General features: G+C 75.3%; 22 protein-coding genes. 12 read left to right on the forward strand and 10 right to left on the reverse strand.

From position 1 onward, the window contains the following. Nucleotides 1-16 precede the first annotated feature (16 nt). Nucleotides 17-2212, reverse strand: coding sequence for a DUF4132 domain-containing protein (locus tag AKI01S_RS27285; protein ID WP_067824146.1), 2196 nt, complete (start codon nt 2210-2212; stop codon nt 17-19). A 126-nt stretch (nt 2213-2338) separates the two neighbouring features. Here AKI01S_RS27285 and AKI01S_RS27290 point away from each other — a divergent pair, with 126 nt between their 5' ends. The 5 genes from AKI01S_RS27290 (at nt 2339) to AKI01S_RS27310 (ending at nt 5822) form a co-directional block, all read left to right on the forward strand. Further along, the gene (locus AKI01S_RS27290; RefSeq protein ID WP_067824149.1) at nt 2339-2635 is read left to right on the forward strand and encodes a hypothetical protein; all 297 of its coding nucleotides are present in this window, start codon (nt 2339-2341) and stop codon (nt 2633-2635) included. Nucleotides 2636-2783: 148 nt separating this feature from the next. Then, complete coding sequence (locus tag AKI01S_RS27295) at nt 2784-3248, forward strand: DUF4383 domain-containing protein (RefSeq protein WP_067824152.1); 465 nt, start codon at nt 2784-2786, stop codon at nt 3246-3248. A 60-nt stretch (nt 3249-3308) separates the two neighbouring features. Next, the gene (locus AKI01S_RS27300) at nt 3309-4328 is read left to right on the forward strand and encodes an SDR family oxidoreductase (protein ID WP_067824155.1); all 1020 of its coding nucleotides are present in this window, start codon (nt 3309-3311) and stop codon (nt 4326-4328) included. Next, nucleotides 4310-5113, forward strand: coding sequence for an MBL fold metallo-hydrolase (locus AKI01S_RS27305; protein ID WP_067824158.1), 804 nt, complete (start codon nt 4310-4312; stop codon nt 5111-5113). Before AKI01S_RS27300 ends, AKI01S_RS27305 begins: the two co-directional genes overlap by 19 nt. 25 nt (nt 5114-5138) lie before the next feature. Beyond that, a complete protein-coding gene (locus tag AKI01S_RS27310; protein ID WP_067824161.1) occupies nt 5139-5822 on the forward strand; it encodes a catalase family protein in 684 nt (227 codons plus the stop codon). 13 nt (nt 5823-5835) lie between these two features. Here AKI01S_RS27310 and AKI01S_RS27315 read toward each other — a convergent pair whose 3' ends face one another. Next, nucleotides 5836-7011: a zinc-dependent alcohol dehydrogenase gene (locus AKI01S_RS27315; RefSeq protein WP_067824164.1), complete on the reverse strand. Its 1176-nt coding sequence runs from the start codon at nt 7009-7011 to the stop codon at nt 5836-5838. Beyond that, a complete protein-coding gene (locus tag AKI01S_RS27320; protein WP_067824167.1) occupies nt 7008-7463 on the reverse strand; it encodes a hypothetical protein in 456 nt (151 codons plus the stop codon). Before AKI01S_RS27320 ends, AKI01S_RS27315 begins: the two co-directional genes overlap by 4 nt. A gap of 111 nt (nt 7464-7574) precedes the next feature. Between AKI01S_RS27320 and AKI01S_RS27325 the strand changes: the two genes are divergently transcribed. Both AKI01S_RS27325 and AKI01S_RS27330 read left to right on the forward strand, forming a co-directional pair. Further along, a complete protein-coding gene (locus AKI01S_RS27325; RefSeq protein ID WP_067824171.1) occupies nt 7575-8720 on the forward strand; it encodes a carboxylate-amine ligase in 1146 nt (381 codons plus the stop codon). Beyond that, the gene (locus AKI01S_RS27330; RefSeq protein WP_157420177.1) at nt 8717-9769 is read left to right on the forward strand and encodes an iron-containing redox enzyme family protein; all 1053 of its coding nucleotides are present in this window, start codon (nt 8717-8719) and stop codon (nt 9767-9769) included. Before AKI01S_RS27325 ends, AKI01S_RS27330 begins: the two co-directional genes overlap by 4 nt. Nucleotides 9770-9795: 26 nt before the next feature. Here the strand turns inward: AKI01S_RS27330 and AKI01S_RS27335 are convergent, their stop codons facing one another. After that, complete coding sequence (locus AKI01S_RS27335) at nt 9796-10038, reverse strand: CDGSH iron-sulfur domain-containing protein (protein ID WP_067824207.1); 243 nt, start codon at nt 10036-10038, stop codon at nt 9796-9798. Then, a complete protein-coding gene (locus AKI01S_RS27340; RefSeq protein ID WP_067824177.1) occupies nt 10019-10678 on the reverse strand; it encodes a HemK2/MTQ2 family protein methyltransferase in 660 nt (219 codons plus the stop codon). The genes AKI01S_RS27335 and AKI01S_RS27340 overlap by 20 nt, the downstream gene beginning before the upstream one ends. A gap of 83 nt (nt 10679-10761) precedes the next feature. Between AKI01S_RS27340 and AKI01S_RS27345 the strand changes: the two genes are divergently transcribed. Beyond that, the gene (locus tag AKI01S_RS27345) at nt 10762-12312 is read left to right on the forward strand and encodes an FAD-dependent oxidoreductase (RefSeq protein ID WP_067824179.1); all 1551 of its coding nucleotides are present in this window, start codon (nt 10762-10764) and stop codon (nt 12310-12312) included. Here the strand turns inward: AKI01S_RS27345 and AKI01S_RS27350 are convergent. Together AKI01S_RS27350 and AKI01S_RS27355 are read right to left on the reverse strand one after the other, a co-directional pair. After that, a complete protein-coding gene (locus tag AKI01S_RS27350; protein WP_067824182.1) occupies nt 12309-13682 on the reverse strand; it encodes an FAD-dependent oxidoreductase in 1374 nt (457 codons plus the stop codon). The two genes, AKI01S_RS27345 and AKI01S_RS27350, sit on opposite strands and share 4 nt — an antisense overlap. Before the next feature lie 61 nt (nt 13683-13743). Beyond that, complete coding sequence (locus AKI01S_RS27355) at nt 13744-14880, reverse strand: amidohydrolase family protein (RefSeq protein WP_067824185.1); 1137 nt, start codon at nt 14878-14880, stop codon at nt 13744-13746. A 91-nt stretch (nt 14881-14971) separates the two neighbouring features. Here AKI01S_RS27355 and AKI01S_RS27360 point away from each other — a divergent pair, with 91 nt between their 5' ends. Both AKI01S_RS27360 and AKI01S_RS53700 read left to right on the forward strand, forming a co-directional pair. Then, nucleotides 14972-16378: a type I glutamate--ammonia ligase gene (locus AKI01S_RS27360; RefSeq protein WP_245681800.1), complete on the forward strand. Its 1407-nt coding sequence runs from the start codon at nt 14972-14974 to the stop codon at nt 16376-16378. 67 nt (nt 16379-16445) lie between these two features. After that, nucleotides 16446-16991, forward strand: coding sequence for a CGNR zinc finger domain-containing protein (locus AKI01S_RS53700; protein WP_067824188.1), 546 nt, complete (start codon nt 16446-16448; stop codon nt 16989-16991). Between the two features lie 58 nt (nt 16992-17049). Here the strand turns inward: AKI01S_RS53700 and AKI01S_RS27370 are convergent, their stop codons facing one another. Then, a complete protein-coding gene (locus tag AKI01S_RS27370) occupies nt 17050-18117 on the reverse strand; it encodes a M14 family zinc carboxypeptidase (RefSeq protein ID WP_157420178.1) in 1068 nt (355 codons plus the stop codon). A gap of 258 nt (nt 18118-18375) precedes the next feature. Here AKI01S_RS27370 and AKI01S_RS27375 point away from each other — a divergent pair, with 258 nt between their 5' ends. Next, nucleotides 18376-19692 (forward strand): FUSC family protein, encoded by a 1317-nt coding sequence (locus tag AKI01S_RS27375; RefSeq protein WP_067824191.1) that lies wholly within the window; start codon nt 18376-18378, stop codon nt 19690-19692. 28 nt (nt 19693-19720) lie between these two features. Here the strand turns inward: AKI01S_RS27375 and AKI01S_RS27380 are convergent, their stop codons facing one another. Next, on the reverse strand, nt 19721-21166 hold the full coding sequence (locus tag AKI01S_RS27380) for an LVIVD repeat-containing protein (protein ID WP_157420179.1): 1446 nt from the start codon (nt 21164-21166) through the stop codon (nt 19721-19723). A gap of 208 nt (nt 21167-21374) precedes the next feature. On the opposite strand from AKI01S_RS27380, the gene AKI01S_RS27385 reads away from it, so the two are divergent. After that, nucleotides 21375-22904 carry a peptide ABC transporter substrate-binding protein gene (locus AKI01S_RS27385; RefSeq protein WP_067824199.1) on the forward strand — a complete coding sequence of 510 codons (1530 nt, stop codon included), beginning with the start codon at nt 21375-21377 and terminating at the stop codon, nt 22902-22904. Here the strand turns inward: AKI01S_RS27385 and AKI01S_RS27390 are convergent. Then, nucleotides 22864-23561: MFS transporter (locus tag AKI01S_RS27390; RefSeq protein WP_157420180.1), on the reverse strand; the 698-nt coding region annotated here is incomplete at its 5' end. The genes AKI01S_RS27385 and AKI01S_RS27390 overlap by 41 nt on opposite strands.

The raw sequence follows: 23561 nt of genomic DNA on the forward strand, positions 1-23561 counted from the left end.
GGCGGGCGCTGGACGTTCAGCGGTCCACGGCGGTCAGCTCGACGAGGTCGGCGAGGAGCTCGGCGGCGGTGACGGCGTCCAGGTCGCCGAAGCGCGCCGTGCCGGGGACGGGGCTCCAGTCGGGGCGGTCGCCGATCCACACCGCGGTGGTCCGCTGCTCGGGGAACACGTCGATCGCGCCCATCGCCACGCCCGGGTCCAGCCCGACGACGGCGACCGCGCCGGTCGGCAGCGCCCGCCAGGTCCAGTGCTGGATGCCGTTGTCCTGGGGCGCGCCCCGCCGCCAGCCGCGCCGTTCCAGGCCCAGCACCCGGCCGGTCGGAACGGTCGCGCCCTCGAACCGGGGCAGCCGCGCGGCCGTCGCCTCCTCGGCGGTGAACGCGTACACGGGGCGTCCGAGCTGCGGGAACGGCTGGGTGATCTCGTAGTCGGCGAACAGGTCCGCCCACGCCGGGCGTTCCTCCCCCAGCTCCACCGGGTGCGGGAGGCCGACCGTCGCCGACTCCGCGAGGACGAACGGGTCGTCGTCCACATCGGCGAACGTGCCGTCCTCGGCGACGCGGAACGCCGTGCCGCCGGCGCTCCACACGAGCCGCCGGGCCAGGTGCCGCAGCAGCGGGTGCTCCACGACGAACGCGGTGAACTCGGCCGTCGTCCACCGGCGGCCCGCCACCATCGCCGTCTCCAGCCGCCGGACCTGCTCGGCGGCGACGGTCCGCACGTCCTTCCTCAGCGCCGCGAACCGCTGGTAGGCGGCGGTCGCCAGGGTCTCGTCGTCCTTGACGCCCGGCTTCGGGAGCGATTTGCGAAGTTTGCCGCTCTCGTCCCGCACGAACGGCTTGAGCTGCTCGTCGAACCCGACGGTGAAGCGGCGCGGACCGTAGTCCAGGACCAGGGAGCCGTCGGCGTCCAGCCCGAAGTCGGGCACCAGACGGTCGGCGAGCTGGTCGGCGGTCAGGCCGCGCGCCTTCGCGACCTCCGTGAGCATCCGGTCGGCGTTCTCGCGCAGGCCCCGGTAGCGCGACCGGGCGGCGATCCGGTGGAGGGCGGTCAGCGCGGCGTCGGTGCCGATCGCCGCCAGCACCCCCACGCCCTGCACGGCGCGGTGGTGGCCGCTCTGCCCCGGCCACTGCTCCACCAGCGGCCGGAGGCGGCGCACGACGTCGTCGTCGCCGAGCCGTCCCAGCGCCTCCAGCGCCCAGCTCTCCCGGCCCGGCGTCCCCTCCGCCCGCCACGCCTCGAACACCGCCCACCCGAACGGCGGCAGCGACTCGGGCGCGCAGGCCGCCAGCGCCCCGTCCAGCGCCTCCGCCAGGCCGGGGAACGCCGCGCCCCGGCGGGCCATCGCCAGCATGGTCAGCAGGTTGCGGACCGCGTCCGGGGGCAGCGGCGCGCCGTCGCGCAGGAGCGGCGCGGGCAGCGCCTCGACATCGATCCACCGGGGAAGCCGGGGCAGGTCCGGCAGGGCGTCGGGGGCCGGTTCGCTGGGCATCGGCGCGTACGGCCGCGCCAGGACCTCGGCGACGGCGTCGGCGGCCCGGTCGCCGTGGACGCGCGCCGCCTCGACCACCCGCCCGGCCCCGTGCGCGGCGGCGAGGTACCGTAGCGCCGCGACCGCCTTGAGGCGGGGAACGCGGCGTTTGGCGAGCGCGTCGGGCACCAGGTACGGAACGGCCGTCAGACCGTGCCGGTCCAGCCAGGCGTCGCCGACCTTCCTCCCCGACACGGTCCGGTACCGCCAGTCGGCCATCCGCCGGGCGACCTCCACGTCCAGGAGCGGCAGCAGCGCCCGCCCGGTGCCGTGCGGGTTCGCCCTGGCCACGTACAACGCGGCGTCCCGCGCGTCCTGCTCGAACCGGGCGATCACCGGCATGAGCGAGTGGGAGAAGTCGTGGGCGGCGCCGGGGCGCCACTCCGCCACCAGGGGCCGGGCCAGGTGCTCGGGGGCCTGCACGAGGAATCCGGCCCGGGTCGGCTCGTAGCTCATCCGCCCGTCACGGAACTTCCCGGCGGCCTCCTCCCACTCGTCGCTCCCCCAGGAGCCGTAGGCGCGGATCGCGCGCCACCGCTCCCGCTCCCCCTCCTCCCACGCGGTGCGGCGGTCGGCGGGCGGTTCCAGGCCGGGGACCAGGATCGGGTCGTCGTCGGCCGGGGCCGGACCCGGCGCGGTCCGCCACGGCAACTCGACCAGCACGGAGGGCAGGGACGTCACCTGAGGGGCTCCTTTTCGGTCCGGAGGGGAGCCCCGATGATTCCAGAACCGGCCGGGAACCCGAAGATCCCTCCCGACGTTCCCCCCTACGAGCACTCCCCCACACCGACGGAACGGAGGTGGCTCATGAGCGTCTTCCTTCTCCTGCTGACCACGCTGTGCCTGCTGGGCACGGTCGCGATGCTGCGGTGGTGGCTGAACGACGACGGTGTCGACGACTGGCACCGCAGGCTCGACACCCTGCGCTCGGCCACCGGGGCCGAGCCGATCGACCCCGCCACCGGCGCGGACACGGCGGTGACCGGCGTCCCCCTCTCCAACGTCCGCGTGCTCGGCGACCGGCGCTCCGCCGGCCCGCGGGAGGCCGGGGCCGAGGAGGACTCCGCGGAGGAGGCCGAGGAAGGTCTACCGGTGGCCGCCTGAGCGGCAAGGTTCCCCCACGGAAGTTCCCGGTTTCCTCCAACGGCCGCCCCATAACGGCCGAACCACCGCGTTCCGGCCGGGCGGCACCGCATGACCCTCATCCAGGGGGGTAGGGACGGGTCCCTACACTCTGGAAGGAAGGTCGGCCATGAGTCACCCCACCGGAGCTTCCCGAGGTTTCGGCTCGCTTCCACTGATCAGCAAGGCGGCCCTCGCCGTGGGCGCCGTCTTCCTGCTGGTGGGCGTGCTGGGCTTCATCCCGGGGATCACCACCGACTACGACACCATGACGTTCGCCGGGCACCACTCCGACGCCAAGCTGCTCGGGATCTTCGAGGTGTCGATCCTGCATAACATCGTCCACCTGCTGTTCGGCGCCGCCGGGCTGGCACTGGCCCGGTCCGTGTCGGGCGCCCGGGCGTACCTGATCGGCGGCGGCGCGATCTACCTGGTGCTGTGGCTGTACGGCCTGGTCATCGACAAGAGCTCCAGCGCCAACTTCGTGCCCGTCAACACCGCCGACGACTGGCTCCACTTCGTCCTGGGCGTCGGCATGATCGCCCTGGGCGTCCTGCTCGCCCGGCGCGCTCCCGCGTCCCGCGCGACGCGTTGACCCGAACCCGACCGGCGGCCCGGCCCCGCCGGGGCCGGGCCGCGTAAGGAGTCCCCACCCATGCGCATCAAGAACTCCGTCGTCGTGATCACCGGAGCCTCCAGCGGCATCGGGCGCGCCACGGCCCTGGCGTTCGCCGCCAAGGGCGCCAGGGTGGTGCTGTCGGCCCGCCGCAAGGACGCGCTGGAGGCCGCCGCCAGGGAGTGCGAGGACAGGGGCGGCGAGGCCCTGGTCGTTCCGGCCGACGTCGCCGACTACGCCGCCGTCGAGGAGGTCGCGCGCCAGGCCGTGCAGCGGTACGGCCGGATCGACGTGTGGGTGAACGGCGCCGCCGTCAGCCTCTTCGCGCCCTTCCAGGAGGCGCCGCTGGACGACTTCCGGCGGGTGCTGGACGTCAACGTCATGGGCTACGTCCACGGGGCCCGCGCCGCCCTGGAGCACATGCGGCGGCGCGGCCGGGGCGTGCTCGTCAACGTCTCCTCCCTCACCGCCCTCGCCCCGCAGCCCTACTCGACCGCCTACGTGATGTCCAAGGCGGCCGTCACCGCGCTGGGCGCGAGCCTGCGCCAGCAGCTACGGCTGGAGGGCCACAAGGGCGTCCACGTGTGCACGGTGCAACCCGCCACCATCGACACCCCGTTCTTCCAGCACGCCGCCAACTACACCGGCCGCCAGGTCGTCGCCATGCCGCCGGTGTACTCCCCCGAACGCGTCGCCGACACGATCGTGCGGCTCGTGCGGGACCCCGAGCCCGAGGTGACCGTGGGGCCGTCCGCCCGGGCGGTGCGCGCGCTGACCCGGATGAACGCGCAGGCGGTGGAGAAGGTGATGGCCCGGCAGGTCGACAAGGCCCACCTGTCCCGCCAGGACCCCGCGCCCGCCATGTCGGGGAACCTCTACACCCCGTCGGCCGGAAGCGGCGACGTGCACGGGGGCTGGCACGGCAGACGCCGCACCGCCGGACGCCGCCTGGTCCTGGTGGCCGCCGCCGCGGGCGGCACCGCCCTGGCCGTGGCCGCCCGGCGCGGGGCCCTGCCCTCACCCGACGGCGGGGGGCCGGCGTGGCCGAGGACGCGCTGACCTTCGTCGGCAACGCCACCACGATCATCCGGTACGGCGGCTTCACCCTGCTGACCGACCCGAACTTCCTGCGCGCCGGCCAGTACGCCCACCTGGGCTACGGGCTGCGCAGCAAGCGCCTGAAGGACCCGGCGCTGCGCCCCGAGGAGCTGCCGGACCTCGACGCGGTCGTGCTGTCCCACCTGCACGACGACCACTGGGACCGGGTCGCCGAAGGCGCCCTGGACCGCGGCCTGCCCGTGCTGACCACCCCCGCCGCCGCCCGCACCCTGCGCGGGCGGGGGTTCGGGGAGTCGGCCGGGCTGGCCACCTGGGAGTCCACCCGGCTGACCAAGGGCGACCGGTGGGTGCGCGTCCACGCCATGCCCGGACGGCACGGGCCCGGCCCGCTGCACCGGATCCTGCCGCCGGTGATGGGCGTGCTGCTGGAGTTCGGCGCCGGGGACGGCGAACCCGACCTGCGGATCTACATCAGCGGCGACACGGTGATGTACGGCGGGCTCGCCGAGATCCACCGCCGCCACCCCGACATCGACCTGGGCGTGGTGCACCTCGGCGGCACCCGGCTGCTGGGGCTGGTGACCGTCACCATGGACGGCCGCCAGGGCGCCGACTGGCTGGAGACGGTCCGCTGCGCGCGGGCCGTCCCGGTCCACTTCGACGACTACACCGTCATGAAGTCCCCGCGTTCGGCGTTCGAGGCCGAGGTGGCGCGGCGCGGTCTCGGCGACCGGCTGCGCCTGGTGGAACGCGGCGAACGCCTGTCCCTGCAACCGGCGCGCTAGGCGACCGGCGCCCACGGAGGAACCCATGCTCTCCAGGATCGTCAGTGTCCCGTTCGAGACGGCGGCCCGGCTGCGGCACGGCCGGGCGCTGCACCGGCGCGGCCGGACCTACGCCGCCACGCTGCGGGTGACCGAACCGCTGCCCGGCCTGGCGGCCGAACGCCCCTACGACGTGATCGCGCGCCTGTCGAAGGCGCTGTCCACCCCCGGCGGCGTGCCGGACATCCTCGGTGTCGCGCTGCGGGTCTCCACCGACGACGGGCCGCTGGACCTGCTGTTCGCCTCCACCGGGCGGCTGCCGGGGCTGCGGCACGTGCTGCTGCCCCGCGCCTCCTACACCCAGGGCGCCTACACCACGCTCCTGCCCTACGACGTGGCCGGGGAGACCCGGGTGCTGGCCCTGCTGCCCACGACGCGGCGGACGGTGCGCACCGGCGACGAGGAGCTGAACGCCGAGGTGGCCGTCGCGCCGCTGACGTTCGCGCTGGCCACGGCCACGCTGACCGGGCCGTGGCGGACGCGCGGGGTCCTGGAGGTGCGGCAGCCACCGGTCCGGGACCTGCCCGACGCGTTCGACCCCCAGCTCAACCGGCTGCCCGGGCTGCACCCGACCGGGCCGTTCCAGTCGGTGCGGGAGGCGGCCTACGACGCATCGCGGCGGGGACGGCACGAGCCCGCCCCGAAGGCGGGCTCGCCGTCCCGGCGCTGAGGGCCCGGCGGTTCTAGGCGGCGGGCCGGATGACGGCCCGCACGCAGCCGTCCTTCTTGTTCTTGAACAGGTCGTAGGCGCGCGGGGCCTCGTCCAGCGGCATCTCGTGGGTGACCAGGTGCCGCGTGCTGATCTCGCCCTTGGCGATGCGGTCCAGCAGCATCGGGATGTACCGCTGCCCGTGCATCTGCGCCGCGCGCAGCGTCAGCCCCTTGTTCATCAGCGCGCCCAGCGGGAACTTGTCCACCACCCCGCCGAACACGCCCAGCACGAACACCGAGCCGCCCTTGCGGCAGGCGTAGATCGCCTCGCGGACCGCGGCGGGCCGGTCGGTCTGCATCCGCAGCCGCGTCTTGGCCTGGTCGTACAGCTGTTCGGGCCCGGTTGTGTGCGCCTCCATCCCGACGGCCTCGACGCAGACGTCCGGGCCGCGCCCACCGGTGCGCTCGCGCAGCTCCGCGCCGACGTCGGTGGTGGTGTAGTCGATGGTCTCCACGCCGATGACGTCGCGGGCCATCGCCAGCCGCTCGGGGATCCGGTCGATCGCGATGACCTTCTCGGCGCCCAGCAGCACCGCCGCGCGGGCCGCCATCTGGCCGACCGCCCCGCAGCCCCACACGGCCACCACGTCGCCCGGCCCCACGCCGCCGAGGTCGGCCCCCATCCAGCCGGTCGGGACCGAGTCGGAGGCGAACAGGGCGCTGGTCTCGTCCACGCCCTCGGGGATCGGGAACGCCCCGTAGTCGGCGAACGGCACCCGCACGTACTCGGCGTGGCTGCCGCGCAGGCCGCCCATGGCGTGGGAGTAGCCGAACACCGCGCCCGGCTCGTAGCCCCACATGGCCTGGGTGATCCCGGCGTTGGTGTTGCTGTTGTCGCACAGCGACCACAGGTCGTTGGCGCAGTACCAGCAGCGCCCGCAGCCGACGAACGAGCACACCACGACGCGTTCGCCGACCTTGCGGTGGCGCACGCCCGGTCCGACCTCGACGACCTCGCCGACGAACTCGTGGCCGATCACGTCCCCGGCGCGCATGGCGGGCACGTACCCGCCGATCAGGTGCAGGTCGCTGCCGCAGGTGGTGGACGCGGTGACCTTGACGATGACGTCCTGGTCGTTGCGGATCTCCGGGTCGGGGACCCGCTCGACCGCCAGCTTGTTGACGCCCTCCCAGACGAGTGCCTTCACAGCCGTCCCTCCCCTCCCGCGCGGCGGGTGGCCAGTTCCACGAGCTTTCCTCCCGGGGTGGAGCGGGTGGTGGGCGGCGCGTCGGGCCGCATGACCTCGCCGGTCTCGATCAGCGACTTGGCCTCGCGCAGCGCGGAGCGGACCTTCTGGCGCGGGTCGTCGCCGGTGGCGCGGGCCACCGGGCCGGTGGGGCCCGGTTCGCGGAGCCGGGCGGCCAGCTCGGTGCCCCGGCCGCCGGGGGCCGGGGTGATCCGGATCTCGGCGATCGGCTCCAGCCGGGCCAGCGGCTCGGGGCGGCCGCCCTCGGCCAGGGACTCGGGCGGGCAGTTCACGGTGACCGTCAGCCACCGGTTCGGCACGTCCTCGGCGCCGACCGCGCGGGACAGCACCCGCCGTGCTCCGGCGGCGCCCAGCCCCGCGACGAAGGCCGCGACCGCGACGGTGCGTTTCATGAGAGTTCTCCTCGTGGCGTGAACGGTGTCGCCCGCCGTACCCGCAGGAAAGCGGGATATGCGGCGCATCGGGCCGGGCGTGATCGGATACGGGCTGGGAATGCCCACCCGGTGACCAACGCGCTGACGATCGGGGTGGAAGAGGAGTTCCTGCTGGTGGAGGCGGGGACGGGGACAAGCGCGCCCGGGGCGGCGCGGGTACTGGCGCGGGCACGGGAAAGGCCGCTGGCCCCCGGCGCGGCCCTGCACGCGGAGCTGCTGGCCACGCAGGTGGAGGCGGCCACCGGCGTCTGCTCCGACCTGGCCGGACTCCGGGACCAGCTGGAGGACGCGCGGGCCGCGCTCGGGGACGCCGCGCGCGCCGAGGGGCTGTGGGCGGTCTCCACGGGAACGCCGGTGCTGCCGAACGCCGCGCCCCCGTTCACCCCCGGGGAGCGCCCCGCCCGGATCGGCGACCTGTACGCGGGGGTCGTCGCCGGTTACGAGGTGTCGGGCTGCCACGTCCACGTCGGCGTCGCCGACCGGGAGGCGGCGGTGGCGGTGCTCGGGCACCTGCGGCCCTGGCTGCCGACGCTGCTGGCGCTGTCGGCCAACTCCCCGTTCGACCGGGGTCGCGACTCGGGCTACGCGAGCTGGCGGATGATGGAGCAGGCCCACTTCCCCGGGTCGGGGGTGCCGCCCTCGTTCGCCTCGGCCGCCGACTACGACCGGGCGGTGGAGCGCCTGGTGGACTGCGGGGTGATCGCCGACGCGGCGATGACGTTCTGGCTGGCCCGGCTGTCGCCGCACCTGCCGACCGTGGAGGTGCGCGCCGCCGACGCGGTGGTCACGGCGGACGAGGCGGTGCTCCAGGCGGCGCTCACCCGGGGCCTGGTGCGGGCCGCGCTGGACGATCTGGCGGCGGGCCGGGAGGGGCCGCGCGTCGACGACCAGGTGTGCGCGGCGGCCGTCTGGACGGCGGCCCGGTACGGGATCGCCGGTCCCGCCGTGGATCCGGTGGCCGAACGGCGCGTCCCGGCCGGGGTCATGCTCGCCGCGCTGCTGGACCGGGTCCGGCCCGCGCTCGACGCGGCCGGGGACCTGGCGGCCGTCGAACGGCTGCTGGCCCGGGTCTCCGCCGAGGGCTCCGGGGCCGACCGGCAGCGCCGCGCCGCCGCCCTCGGACCGCACGCGGTCGTCGAGTGGCTGGCCCGGCAGGCATGCACCCGCACATACCGGGTACCCCACGCACACCAGCGAATCCAGGAGTGGGAATGACAGCGAGCACGATGGCCCCGATCGACCCGGACGCCCGCCCGCCGCGGCTGCCGGAGGCGCGCGGGCCGTTGTCGGAGGCGGTGCTGGCGGCGCTGGGCCGGTCGCCGCTCGGCGACGCGGCCTCGCCGATGCTCACCGCCGCGGTGGGCGCGGGCCGCCGCTCCACCGTCGACCCGTTCGGCGAGGATCTCCAGCTCAGCCTTTACCTGTGCTATGAGATGCACTACCGGGGCTTTGCCGGGGTCGATCCCGGCTGGGAGTGGGACCCGGAGCTGCTGCGGCTGCGCGGCGCGATGGAGCGCCACTTCCTCCAGGCGCTGCGTTCGCGGGTGCCGGGCGGCGACGACGTGGACGCCGCGCTGGCGGAGCTGCTGGTCGAGCCGGTGGACGGCCAGGGGGTCTCCCACCACCTGCGCGACCGCGGTGAGGCGTGGCAGATGCGCGAGTACGTGGCGCACCGCTCGATCTACCACCTCAAGGAGGCCGACCCGCACGCCTGGCTGATCCCCCGGCTGCGGGGACGGGCCAAGGCGGCGCTGGTGGCGGTGGAGTTCGACGAGTACGGCGGCGGGCGCGCCGAGGCGATGCACTCGCGGCTGTTCGCCGACCTGATGGAGGACCTGGGGCTCGACCCGCACTACGGCCACTATCTGGACGCGGTGCCCGCCCCGATGCTGGCGACCGTCAACATGATGTCGCTGTTCGGGCTGCACCGGTCGCTGCGCGGCGCGATGGCCGGGCACTTCGCCGCCGCCGAGATCACCACCGCGCCGAGCGCGCGGCGGATGGCGCAGGCCCTGGAGCGGCTCGGCGCCGGGCCGCGCGCCGTCCGGTTCTTCACCGAGCACATCGAGGCCGACGCGGTGCACGAGCAGGTGCTGCGCCGCGACGTGCTCGGCGACATGCTGGGCCGGGAACCGGAGCTGGCCGCCGACGTGGTCCTCGGCATCCAGGCGACGTGCCTGCTGGAGGACCGGCTCGGCGAGCACCTGCTGTCGTGCTGGGACGCGGGCCGCACCTCGCTGCGCCACCCGCTGCCCGGCCGCTGATCGATCTCGCGGGCCCCGCGGGCGGGTCAGTCCCGGTCCTGGGAATCCTGGTCCTGGGAACGGACCCGCCTGCGGTGGCTGGTGTCGCAGAACGGGTAGCGGCGGCTGCGGCGGCACACGCACAGCGCCACCATGAAACGGTCGGAGACCACGGTCTCCCCGTCGGGCGTCTCGATCTCCACCGGGCCCTCCACCAGCACGGGCCCGCCCTGCTCGATCACGACGCGGCGGCGCTCCCGCCCGCCGCGCTCACCGCCCGGACTCGACACGGTCGGCACGGATCACCACCAGTTCCTCGGAACGCTGCCCGGGCGCGATCAGCCCCCGGGCCTCCAGTTCGGCCGCCCGGCCGCGCATGACCGGCCCGAACGGCTCGGTCCTGCGCGCCACCACCGACGCCTTCAGCCCCTGCCCGCGCAGCGCCGCCAGCGTCGGCGCGACGCCGCTCAGCGCCGACTGGACCACCAGCAGCATCCCGTCCTCCGCCAGGTGGCGCGGGGCCTGCTCGCAGATCCGGTCCAGCAGCGCGCGGCCGTCGTCCCCGGCGTCCCACGCCCGCGCCGCGCCGTGCCGGGGCAGCGCGGAGCGGCCGGGCACATAGGGCGGGTTGGACACGATCACGTCGAAGAGCTGCCCGGCGACCGGCCGCAGCAGGTCGCCGCGCACGGCCTTCACGGGCAGGCGCCGCAGCCGCGCGTTCAGCCGGGCGGCCAGCACGGCGCGCGTGGACACGTCCACGGCCGTGACGCTGGCCCCACCGAGGGCGGCGGCCAGGGCGACCGCGCCCGTTCCGGTACAGATGTCGAGCACGCGTGCGCCCGGCCGCATCCCCGAGCGGCGCAGCGTCTCGGTCAGCAGCAGGGTGTCCCCCTGTGGCCGGTAGACCCCCGGCGGTCTCAGCAACAACACGCCTCACGAGTACCCCGACAGTGCCTGACAAACCGGATCTTCCCTCCGGATTAGGGGCGGCGACCTCGGGCACAAGCAGGGGTATGCCCGAGACCGCCACCACCTCGTACTGGATCGACAGCGCCCCGGCCCCCGCCCCGGCGGCCCCGCCCGTCCTGCCCCGCGAGGCGGAGGTCGTCGTGCTCGGCGGCGGCATCTCCGGGCTGACCACCGCCCACCTGCTGGCGCGGGCGGGCCGCTCGGTCGTCGTGATCGAGGCCGGGCGGATCGCCGAGGGGGTCAGCGGCCACACCACCGCCAAGATCACCTCCCAGCACAACCTCGTCTACGCCGACCTGGTCGACGGGTTCGGCCGGGAACGCGCCCGCGCCTACGGGGAGAGCCAGCAGGCCGCCCTGGAATGGATCGCCGGGCGGGTGGCGGAGCTGGGCGTCGACTGCGGCTTCCGCCGCCGCGACAACCACGTCTACGCCGAGGAGCGCGCCTACCTGGACCGGCTGCGCCGCGAGGCCGACGCCGCCGCCACGCTGGGGCTGCCCGCCGAGTTCACCGCCGAGACCGAGCTGCCGTTCCCGGTGGCGGGCGCGGTCCGGTTCCGCGCCCAGGGGCAGTTCCACCCCCGGCGCTGGCTGCTGCGGCTCGCCGAGGAGATCACCGGGGCGGGCGGGACCGTGCTGGAGAACGTGCGGGCGCTGCGCCTCGGCCTGCCCGACGAGTCGGTCGTGCACACCACCGCCGGAACGATCAGGGCGCGCGACGTGGTGGTCGCCACCCACTACCCGGTGTTCGACCGGGGCCTGTACTTCGCGCGGCTGGAGCCCAGACGGTCGCTGCTGCTGGCCGGGCCCGCCCCGCAGGACGCCCCGCGGGGCATGTACATCGCCGCCGACACCGGCCACTCGATCCGCACCACGCCCGGCGACGGCGGGGAGGTGCTGCTGCTCGGCGGCGAGGGCTACCACCCCGGCGAGGACGACGACGTCACCGCGCGCTTCCACCGCCTGACCGCGTGGGGCCAGGCCCGACTGGGAGCCGCCGAGTTCCCCCACCGCTGGGCCACCCAGGACAACTCCACCGCCGACCGGATCCCCTACATCGGCCGTTACCACCCGCTCTCCCGGCACCTGTGGGTCGCCGCCGGCTACGGCCTGTGGGGCATGACCAACGGCACCCTCGCCGGGATGATCCTCAGCGACCTGATCCTCGGCAAGGACAACCCGTGGGCGGGGCTGTACGACCCGGCGCGGCCCACGGTGCGGCGGTCCGCGCCGGGCGTGGCCCGGCTCGGCGCCAAGACCGGGCGGCACTACCTCGGCGACTACCCCCGCGCGTTCGCCCCCGGCGACCGCATCGCCGGCCTCGAACCGGGCGAGGGCGTCGTCACCCACGTCGGCCGCCGGCCCGTCGCCGCCTACCGGGCCCCGGACGGGGAGGTCACGGCGGTGTCGGCCGTCTGCACGCACCTGGGCTGCCTGGTGGCGTTCAACGACGCCGAGAAGACCTGGGACTGCCCCTGCCACGGCTCCCGCTTCGGCACCGACGGCTCGGTCCGGCACGGCCCGGCGACCAAGCCGCTGCCGCCGGTCGAGCTGGACCGGCCGCCCACCACGGACCAGCCGCCCACCACGGACTAGCCGCCGTTGCGCATCGTCTCCTCCACCAGCGCGGCGGCCTTGCGCGCGGTGATCAGGACCGGGTCCCAGACCGGGGAGAACGGCGGCGCGTACGCCAGGTCCAGCCCGGTCATCTCCTCCACCGTCATGCCGTTCCACAGCGCGATGGCCAGCCCGTCGATGCGCTTGGCCGCGCCCTCCTCGCCGACGATCTGCGCGCCGAGCAGCCGCCCGGTGCGCCGCTCGAAGACCAGCTTGGTGTGCATGGTGGTGGCGTCCGGGTGGTAGCCCGCGCGGGTGGTGGACTCCACCGTCGCCGTCAGCGCGTCGAACCCCGCGCGCTCGGCGTCGCGGGAGTTCAGGCCGGTGTGCGCCACCTCCACCTTGCAGATCTTGGAGATGGCGGTGCCGACGACGCCGGGGAAGGTGGCGTAGCCGCCGCCGATGCCGGTCCCGGCGACGCGGCCCTGCTTGTTGGCGTGGGTGCCCAGCGCGATCGCGACCGGCGCGCCCGACACCAGGTGCCGGGTCTCCACGCAGTCCCCGGCGGCCCAGACGTTCGCGGTGCGGGTGCGCATGCGGCGGTCGGTGACGATGCCGCCGGTCGGGCCGGTCTCGATCCCGGCGGCGCGGGCCAGGTCGCTGCCCGGACGCACGCCGAGGCCGAGGACGACGAGGTCGGCGGGGATCGTGCGCCGGGCGGTGCGCACGGCCGTCACGCGCCCGCCCCCGGTGTCGAAGCCCTCCACGGGCTCGTCGAGGCGCAGGTGGATGCCGAGCCCGCGCACGGCGTCGGCGACCAGCGCGCCCATGTCGGGGTCCATGGCGCGCATCGGCTGCTCGCCCGCCTCGACGATCGTGACCTCGATGCCCCGTCTGACCAGCGCCTCGGCCATCTCCAGGCCGATGTAGCCGCTGCCGACGACCACGGCGCGCGCGGGACGGTCGCGTTCGACGGCCCGGTGGATCGCGATCCCGTCGTCCAGCGTCTGCACCCCGAAGATCCCCGCGGCGTCCACGCCGGGCAGGTCCGGGCGGACCGGCACCGCCCCGGTGGCGATCATGAGGTGGTCGTAGGGCTCCCAGCGCTCGCCGCCGGACGCCAGGTCGCGGACCCGCACCCGCGCGCCGCCGGTGTCGATCTCGACGGCCTCGTGCCGCAGGTGCAGGATGATGCCGCGTTCGCGGTGCTCGGCGGGCGTGCGGGCGACCAGCGCGTCGGCCCCGGCGACCTCCCCGCCGACGAAGTAGGGGATGCCGCAGGCCGAGTAGGAGGTGTGGTCGCCGCGCTCCACCACGACGATCTCCAGCTCGTCCGGCCCGCGCAGCCGCCGGGCCTGGGACGCCGCGCTCATCCCGGCCGCGTCGCCGCCGATCACCAGCAGCCTCATCGCACTCCCCTCGACGGCCCGCACCAAGAAAGATCTTCCTGGAACCTACCGCGCCCGGCGGTCAGCGCCGGTACGCGCGGTGCGCGTTGCCCTCGGCGACCAGCCCGGCCAGCCGCCGGGCGTCGTCCTCGGTCCAGGCGTCGTCGGCCACGCCCTCCCGCAGGTACCGCGCCAGCGCCCGCCGGAACAGCAGCGCCCCCAGATGGTAGAACTCCGCCAGCCCGAACGCGTCGGAGGAGTACAGCACCTTCCCGAACGGCGCCAGCTCCAGCAGCTCGGCGACCAGCGCGGGCGCGCGGTGCCCCAGGTTGTGGGTGGCCAGGCCCACGTCCACGAACACGTGCGGGAACACCTGCGCCAGATAGCCCGCCTGCCGGTGGAACGGGTAGTTGTGCAGCAGCATCACCGGCACGCCCGTCGGCCGCACCGCCCGCAGCAGGTCCGTCAGCAGCAGCGGGTCCCCGCGCCGCAGGTCGGTCTCGCTGTCGCCGTAGCCGACGTGGAACTGCACCGGCAGCCCCAGGTCCACCGCGCACCACACCAGGAACCGGTGCATCACCTCGTCGCACACGCGCGGCGGCGCGCTGCGCCCGGCCATCGCCCGGTCGGCCTCGCGCAGCAGCCGCGCGGCGGCCTGCGCGACCTCGTTGTCGCGGGGCCGCTCCCCCGCCAGCTCCAGGCCCGCCCGGTAGGCGGCGATCGACTTGGCGCCGGCCGCCGTCGCGGCGCGCGCCGCCAGCCGGGCCCGCACCTCCCCCGTGAACGCGCCCACGCTCATCCCCTCGGAGGCGACCTGCTCGGCGACCGTCTCCAGCCGCACCACCTCGTGCGCGGGCGCCCCGGCCAGCTTGCCCAGCTCGGCCGGTTCCAGCATCGGCTCGGGCAGGTACCCGGTGTCCACGCACAGCCCCGACAGCCCGGCCGCCGCCAGGAACCTCCGGTTCACCTCGGACGCGCCCAGTTCGGCCCGGCGCGCCAGGTAGGCGTCGGGTTCGGCGTGCGGCGGCAGGTCCAGCACCGGGGCGCACCAGCGGCGCACCGCCAGCCCCGCCTGGGTGTCGAACATGCCGCCGCCCAGCGGCCCGGCCCCGTCCGCCTCGGTCAGCAGCCCCTCGAACGCCGCCCGGTCCAGGTCGCGCCGCACCACCCCGTGGCAGTGGTGGTCGAACAGCGGTATCGACTCCAGATCCAGCAGCACGACGCGCTCCCTCCGTGAAACGGCCCCCCGGTCTCCCTACGATGCCCGTAAGACCGTCGCCCATCACCCACACCGCCCGGGGAGCGCCAGCGTGGACGAGACGACCGGCCCCCTCCCGGGGGAGCCCCGCCCGCTGGACCGCGCCGAACGCGCCCGGCTCGGGGAGCGCGCCGCCGTCCTCGCCGAGGAGCTGATGGCCGAGAACGTCGCGGTCGTCGCGCTGACGTTCGTGGACACCACCGGCCTCACCCGGGTCAAGGCGGTGCCGGTGGAGCGCCTGGGGCACGCCGCGACCTGGGGCGTGGGGGCCTCGCCGTGCTTCGACGCGTTCCTGCAGGACGACTCGGCGGTCCCGGCCCGCTTCACCGGCGGCGCGACCGGCGATCTCCGGCTGCACCCGGTGCTGGACCGGTTGGTCCCGCTCACCGCGCTGCCCGGCTGGGCCTGGGCGCCCGCCGACCGGTACGCCCAGGACGGCGCCCCGCACCCGGTGGACGGGCGCCACGCGCTGCGCCGCGAGACCGCCCGGCTGGCCGCGCTGGGCTGGTCGGCGCGGGCGGCGTTCGAGACCGAGTGGGTCGTGCTCGACGCGGAGGGCGGGCCCCGCTTCGGGCACCCCGCCTACGGCATGTCGCGGCTGGTGGACGCGGCGGACTACCTGCGGGACGTGGTCCAGGCCCTCGCCGCCTCCGGGGTCGCGGTCGAGCAGATCCACCCCGAGTACTCGCCGTCGCAGTTCGAGCTGTCGGTCGCCGCCGAGGACCCGGTCGGCGCGGCCGACACCGCCGTGCTGGTCCGCGACACGATCCGCGCGGTGACCCGCCGTGCCGGGCTGACCGCGACGTTCGCGCCGAAGGTGCGGGCCGAGGGAGTCGGCAACGGCGGGCACGTCCACCTGAGCCTGTGGGGCGGGGGCGCGCCTGCCGCGCCGGAGGGGAACGCGATGGCGGGCGGCGCCGGGCCGTTCGGGATGGCCCCCGCCGGGGAGGCGTTCGCGGCCGGGATCCTGGCGCACCTGCCCGCGCTGCTGGCGCTGGGCGCCCCGTCGGCCGCCAGCTACCTGCGGCTGCTGCCGTCCCACTGGGCGGGCGCGTACGCCTGCTGGGGGCTGGAGAACCGGGAGGCCGCGCTGCGGTTCGTCACCGGCGCGACCGGCTCCCGCCACCACGCCGCCAACCTGGAGGTCAAGTGCTTCGACGCCACCGCCAACCCCTATCTGGCGCTGGCCGGGCTGCTGGCGGCGGGCCGCGCCGGGCTCGCCGCCGGCGGCGCGCTGCCCGAGCCGGTGGACGTCGATCCGGCGACGCTGCCGGGCGCCCGGCGCCTGCCGGCCACCCTCGCCGAGGCCACCGACGCGTTCGCGGGCGACCCGGAGCTGACCGGGGCGTTCGGCGAGGCGATCACCGACACGGTCGTGGCGGTGCGGCGGGGCGAGAGCGCGCTGTTCGCGGGGGCGTCCCCGGAGGAGATCGTCCGGGCCGCCGTCACCCGCTACTGACCCGGTCCGGACAGGCGTTATAACTGGAACCGAGTTCACCGACCACCGGCGACGGGATCACGAGGTCATGCGCATCACCGGCTACCAGAGCCACGGAGTGGCCGCCTCCGTCGCCCTCGTCAACGCCGTGACCTGCGACGAGGGGGACGACAGCCCCGAGGCGCTGCGGGCGATCCTGCGCGACAACGGCTTCTTCTGGCAGGACTTCGAGGACGCCCACGCCGACGCGTTCCGGTCCTGGGCCTGGTCGCTGCGGCGGTTCTTCGAGGCGGGCGAGCTCACCCAGGCGGTCGCGGTGCTCAACGAGCTGATGCTGGAGACGCCGATGCACCCGCACCTGTCGGAGCACGGCGACCTGGGGCTGCACATGCACTACGCGCCGCCGTCGGCGCGGCTGCCGCTGCGGTTCCGCGCCACCACGCTCATGCACATCTCGACGATGGTGTGCGAGCACGGCCTGGCCCGCAGCGGCGTGTGCGCCGCGCCCGACTGCGACCGCGTCTACGCCGACACCTCGCGGGCGGGGCGGCGGCGGTTCTGCTCGGAGACCTGCGCCAACCGCACCAACGTCGCCGCGTTCCGCGCCCGCAGGCGCGCCCGCCGGGACGGGTGAGAACGCGGCGACGCCGGCCGGCCGGTGACCGGCCAGTGACCAGCCAGTGACCGGGTGGTCAGGCGGCGTTGTCGTGACCGTGGCCGTGGTCGTGCGCCGACCGGGCTCCGGGCAGCTCGGGGCCGCGCGGCGGGATGGCGTCGGCCCTGGCCGGGTCGATCCGGTCGAGCGCGCCGGTCCCGGCGGCGAACGCCAGGTCCACCATCGACAGGTGGGCGGTGCGGACCTGGAAGCGCTGCCGCTCGGGCGGCAGGTCGCTCAGCTCCACCAGCAGCGAGGCGCTGCCGCGCAGGCCGTAGGCGTTGCGGGCGATGCCCTGGTAGGAACCGCCGGGGTACTGGGACACGACCGCGCCCGCCCGGGTGAACGCCTGGTTCACCCGCACCGCGACCTGCTTGGAGCGCCGGACCGCGTCGGCGGGGACGCCGGCGGCGGTCGGCCACTGGATGGAGGTGGTGATCTCCCGGCCGTCGGGCGGCGGGAAGGCGTAGCGGCCCTGCATGTGGTAGTCCACCACGATCGACGGCCGGAACGCCGCGTAGGTGCGCTGGATGGCGGCGGCCTCGGGGACCGGGTTGTCCTCGGGCCGCACCGCCGGGTCGTGGTAGCGGTTGATGTCGTAGCCCTTGCCCGGCTCGCCGTACTCCGGCCTGGCGTCTGGGTCGTAGTTGTAGCGCCAGTTGCGCTCGTGGCCGTCGGGGTTGGCGCGGACCAGCACCCCGAGGGTGATCTTGGAGCGGAGGCGGCGGGCGGCGCGTCCGTTGCCCAGGCCCAGGTCGCGGACCGCGGAGATCGCCGACTCGGTGCCCAGCGGCTCGTCGCCGTGCTGCTGGGTGACGTACAGCAGCCGCCTCGGGCCGTTGCCGAGGGTGACGAACCACAGGGGCCGGCCCTCGTTGCTGGTGCCGACGCTGCGGACCTTGACGCGGCCGTGCGAGGCGCGGGCGATGCGGCGCAGCGCGGCGGCGAGCTCGGCGTTGGTGTGCAGGCGCACGCCCTTGCCCGCCTGCGGGGCGGCGGCCGGGCGGGGCCGCGGGGCGGGCTCCGCGTGGGCGGGGACGGCCGGGAGCGCCGCGGCGAGGGTGAGCGCGGCCATCCCGGCGGCCGGGACCAGACGGGTTCTCATCAGGAGCCTCCAGCGGATCGGCGGGCCATCCCCGACATGACCCTGGTGATCATCTGGTCGGACCGTATCCGATCATGCGCGTGGCGTCGAGATCGGCCGACGATCTCCGCCCGCTTGGTGTGAGCCCGCTTACCTTTACGAACTCCTGGGGTTTTCGGGCATACACAAGGGGGGCCGATGCATTGGACAAGGGGTGCGCCCGCCCAAGGCCCGGCGCGCCCCCTTCCACCGCACGTCTTCGAACCCTTTTCCGGAGCCATGTCGTTCGTGCTGCCGCATGCCGTCCGTCCCGCCCGTCCCGACCGGCCGATCCGAGTCACGGCCGAAGTCCAGTCCACCGCATTCCGGATCACCCGGCTCACCTTCACCGCCACCGCCGCCTACCTGCTGGCGCTGGCGGTGCTGCCCGCCGGGATCCCCGCGCCGCTGCTGGCGCCGCTGACCGCGCTGCTGGTCGTCCAGTACTCCGTCTACCAGACGATCAAGGCGAGCGTGTCGCGCGTGGTCGCCGTCGCCTCCGGGGTGCTGGTGGCGGTGCTGTCGGCCGGGACCGTCGGGTTCTCCTGGTGGAGCCTGGGGCTGACCATCCTGGCCGCGCTCGCCGTGGGGCACGTGCTCCGGCTGGGCGAACACGTGCTGGAGGTCCCGATCAGCGCGATGCTGATCTTCGCGCTGGGCGCGGCGAGTGACGCGGCCGCCGCCGACCGCGTGCTGGAGACCCTGATCGGGGCCGGCGCCGGGCTGGCCGTCACGCTGCTGGTGCCCTCGGTGCGGGTGCGCCCCGCGCAGGAGGCCGTCGAGGGCGTCGGCGCGAAGCTGGCCTCGGTGCTGACCGGCCTGTCGTCCGACATCCGGCACGGCCTGACCGCCGAGGCCGCCGACCGGCGCCTGCACGGCACCGAGGACCTGGCCCACCGCATCGACGGCCTGCACGTGGAGCTCGGCGAGACCGAGGACAGCCTGCGCCTCAACCCGCGCGCGATCAGGATGACCCACGCCGGGATCGCGCTGCGCGACGGCCTGGTGACCATGGAGCACTTCACGCTGTCGCTGCGCGGGCTGCTGCGGGCGCTGTCCGACTACACCCGGCTGGGCGGCGACGCCTCGCGCCTGGGCTCCGACGACGCGGTCCGCGTCCCGCTGGCCGACATGATCGGCGCGATCGGCGCGGCCGTGGACACCTACGGCCGGCTCGTCTGCTCCGATCTGGCCGCCGACGCCCGGCCCGACGACCTGGAACGGTCCCTGGACCGCTACCTGCGGGAGGCCCGCGAGCACCGCGCCCGGCTCGGCGCGGCGGTGCGCACCCGGCCCGGCACCACCGGCCCGTGGCCGCTGTACGGCGAGATCATCATGCATCTGGACCGGCTGGTCGCGCAGCTGCGCGTCGAGCGCCGCGCGATGGCGCGGGAGGACTGGCGCCGCCGCCGCGCCGCCGACCGGCACCTGCCCGAGCGGCCCGCCCGGCTGGTGGGGACGGCGGGCGCGCGGCTGCGGTCGGCCGCCGAGCGCCACGCCCGCGAGGTCGATCTCGGAGAGGTGCCCTACCGGCCGCAGCTGCGGCGGCGCCGGTAGGGCCTCCCGAGGGGCTCGCGCCGGGTGGTCAGCCCCGGCCGAAGGTCGTCTCCAGGACGTCGATGCCCCGGGCGTGGTCGGCGACGTAGACGTACTTGCCGTGGTAGTACGCCGCCCATGCCCGCGAGTCGTCCGGCCGGAAGTAGGCGATCTGCTTGGGGTTCGTGGGGTCGCGCACGTCCAGGAACCGGGTGCCCTGCGAGTAGAACGACTGGGCGAGCACGCCGTTCTTGATGTCGAAGTAGTGCGCCGAGCAGTCGTCGGTGTCGGGGCGGCTGCCCTCCTGCCCGGCGACGCCCCAGGTGCTGAGCGTCCGCAGCCGGAACTTGTTGTCCGGCGTCGAACGCCAGCCCTGCCCGCCGTAGGAGCCCTTCAGCGACGCGAACACCAGCAGGCCGTCGTTGGCACAGCCCTCGTTGAAGGTCTCTTCGGTGACGATCAGGACCTGGCCCACGCCCCACTTGCGCGGGTCGGGGCCCTGGTTCCAGGTGCGGCCGACGGCCCGGAAGCTGTTGTGCATGAACGAGGAGTTGGTGGTCGCCTCGTCGATGCCGCCGCCCGCGTACGGGACCGGGTCCCACGCGGTGGCTTTCCGGAAGCGCTTCTTCACCGGGTCCCAGTGGCGGCCCTCGGTGTGGTAGCCGCGCACGCCGCCGCGGCCCGACGCCCACGCGATCCCGGCGGCGTCCACCTGGATGTCGTGGGTGTAGTCGGTCTTGCCGTCGTTGCGGCCGGTGTCGATCGGGTTCTCGAACACCTTGGGCCGGCGCGGGTCGCGCACGTCGGTGACCCACACCGGGCGGCCGCCCCAGTCGGCGGGCATCCAGCTGGCCTTGGCGGGGCCGCCGGTCCACAGGTACCGGCAGTCGTTGACGCAGGAGGTGGTGTGCCCGGCCGGGACCTTCACGTAGGTGAGCTGCTTCAGGCTCTCGGGTTTGGACACGTCGATGACGTAGATGCCCGACTCGCCGGTGTCGGTGTTCCCGCCGAACGCGCGCGGGTCCCGCGACAGGTAGATGATCTTGCGCTTGTGGTCGGCGTCGGTGTCCTCGCCCTGCCAGAAGCCCGGCAGGTCGAACTTGCCGACCAGCGGCGGGCTCTTGGGGTCGGCGGTCAGGTCGTAGGCCTTGAGCCCGAACCGGCCGCTGACGTACATGATCGTCCGCTTGTTCTTGCCCTTGCCGTAGTCCATGAAGACCAGCGACGTGGACTCCTTGGCGTCGGGCACGTTGCCGACGGGCTTCACGCCCTTGATCGCGTCGGAGACCTGCTGGGAGGTCTTGCCGACCTCGCGGGGCCCGTGCCCGGCGTGCGCGCCGAGGTCGCGCCCCTCCCCCTGGGCCGAGGCCACACGGGTCTGCTGGTTGCCGGGGTCGGGCGGACACGCCCAGGCCGTCCCGGCCGTCAGCGCGGCGGCCGCCGCGACCGAGGCCGTGCCGAACAGGACACGTCGGGTGGGTCTGCCGGGGGACATCGTGCCTCCGATCACGCGGGGATGGCGTGTCGAGTGTGACCGTAAAGATCATCAAGCTCAAGGGGCGAGGAGTGACGAAGAAGTCGCCGCCGGAATGTGAGCAGATGCCCACCGGCCCAGGTGGCGGCGGTCCGCCCCTTCTCGGCGGTGCGCCGGTGCCGTACGCTCACCGGCGTCCGGCACCGGTCAGATCGAAGGAGCGCCCCGCGTGAAGAGCGTCGCCCGCACCGCCGCCCTGGTCGCGGGGGCGGTCGTGGTCCTGGTGTCCCCGGTGGTGGCGTTCCGGGCGTGGAGCGGGCCCGCCGACCCGCGCCCGTCGGTGGGGGCCGCGCCCGCCGCGACGCTGCTGCCGGGCGACGTGCGCGACGCCACCGGGCGGATGGTCGCGGGCGCGGTGTGGACGGGCCTGGTCGAGCACGACCCGGCGACCGGCCGCGCGGTCGAGGCCGCCGCGCAGTCGATCACCAGCCCGGACCGGCGGGTGTGGACGGTGCGGCTGCGGCCCGGCGGGCGCTTCCACGACGGCTCGCCCGTCACGGCCCGGTCGTTCACCGACGCCTGGACGGCGGTGCTGCGCGAGCGCTGGGCCGGGGCGCGGCTGTTCACCGAGGTCGCGCGGGTCAAGGGCGCGCGGGAGGGCGCGGACGGCGTCGCCGGGCTCAAGGTGACCGGGGACCTGTCGTTCGAGGTGACGCTCGACCGGCCGCTCAACGGCTTCCCGTCGCTGCTGGGCGACCCGGCGTTCCTGCCGATGCCCGAGCCGGCGCTGAGGTCGCGCGACTGGGCCGCCTACGCCCGGCGGCCGGTCGGCAACGGCCCCGTGCGGGTCGTCTCCAACGACGGCCGGGCGCTCGTCCTGCGGCGCGACGGCGCGCGCGACGTCGTGGTCAGGGCCATGCCGGACGCGGGCCGCCAGTACGCGGCGGTCGAGGCGGGCGACCTGGACGTCGCCACGGCCGTCCCGCCGAACCGGCACGCGTCGATGGACGAGGACTTCCCCAAACGGCACCTGGTGGTGCCGGGCCGGGCGATGACGTACCTGGCGTTCCCGGGGTGGGAGAAGCGGCTGTCCTCGCCCGCCGTCCGGCAGGCGATCTCGATGGCGATCGACCGGCGCGCCGTGTCCGAGGGGCCGCTCGGCCACCAGACCACCCCGGCCAACTCGCTGGTCGCCCCCGGCATCCTGCCCGGCCGCCGCGAGGGCCAGTGCCGCCTGTGCGTGCACGACCCGAAGGCCGCGTCGGCGGCGCTCGCCGACGCGGGCGGGCTGAGCGGGCCGGTGACGTTCTGGTACGAGGCGGGGGCGGGCGACGACGCGTGGGTGAAGGCCCTCGCCGACCAGCTCCGCGCGAACCTCAAGCTCGACACCCGCCTGAAGCCCGTACCGGCCGCCGATCTGCGCGAGGCCCTGGACAAGCGCGAGGTGGACGGCCCGTACGTGGTGCGTTCGACCGCCGCCTACCCCGCCCCGATCGCCGCGCTCAGCCCGCTCACCGCCGCCGGGACCGGCTACCGCGACGAGTACGCCCTCGACCAGATCGGCCGGGCCGAGGGCGCCGCCACCCCCGACGACGCGGTGATCCCGGCCCGCCTCGCCGAGAGCGCGCTGCTGCGGGACATGCCGCTGCTGCCGCTGTGGGCCCCGCACGACCACTTCGTGTGGTCCGAACGCGCCCGGGGCGTCACCGCCGACGCGTTCACGGGCCTGCGTCTGGACCGCCTGACCGTGACGGAGTGAGGGCGGGCGGCGCCGCCCGTGCCAGCAGGAGCGCGGGCAGCGCGCCCGCGACCGCCGGCGCGGCGGCCGTGACGAACATCGTGTCCACTCCGGACATCCCGTAGGGGACGCCGAGCACCGCGATCCCGGCGGCGATGCCGACCTGCTTGCCGGTGTTGGTCACCCCGGACGCCACGCCCGCCGCGCGGGCGGGCACGGCGGCCAGGGCGACCTGGCTCGCCGCCAGGTTCCCGATCCCCATGCCGAGTCCGCCGAGCACGAAGCCGGGCACCATCGCGCCCCACGCGTGCGTCCGGCAGGTGGCCGCCAGCAGCAGGCAGGAGGCGGCCAGCAGCAGCGGCCCGGCGGCGACCAGCACGGCGGGCGGCAGCCGGTGCGCGACGCGGGCCAGCAGCAGGGGCGCGGCCAGGCCGGGCAGGCTGTAGGCCAGGAACCACGCGCCCGCCTCCGCCGGGCGGGCTCCCATCGGGCCCTGGACGTAGAGCGAGAAGTAGGCCAGCGATCCCGCGCCGGTGACGTGGAGGGCGCAGGCGGCGACGGCGTTGGCGCGGAACAGCCGCCCGCCGAGCGGCGCGAGCGCGGCGGTGCGCCGCCGGGCGAGCAGGGCGAGCGCCGGGACGGCGACGGCGAGCCCGCCCACCGTCTCCGGTCCGCCCC

Origin of the sequence: Actinomadura kijaniata NBRC 14229 (assembly GCF_001552175.1) — a bacterium.
Taxonomy (GTDB): domain Bacteria; phylum Actinomycetota; class Actinomycetes; order Streptosporangiales; family Streptosporangiaceae; genus Spirillospora; species Spirillospora kijaniata.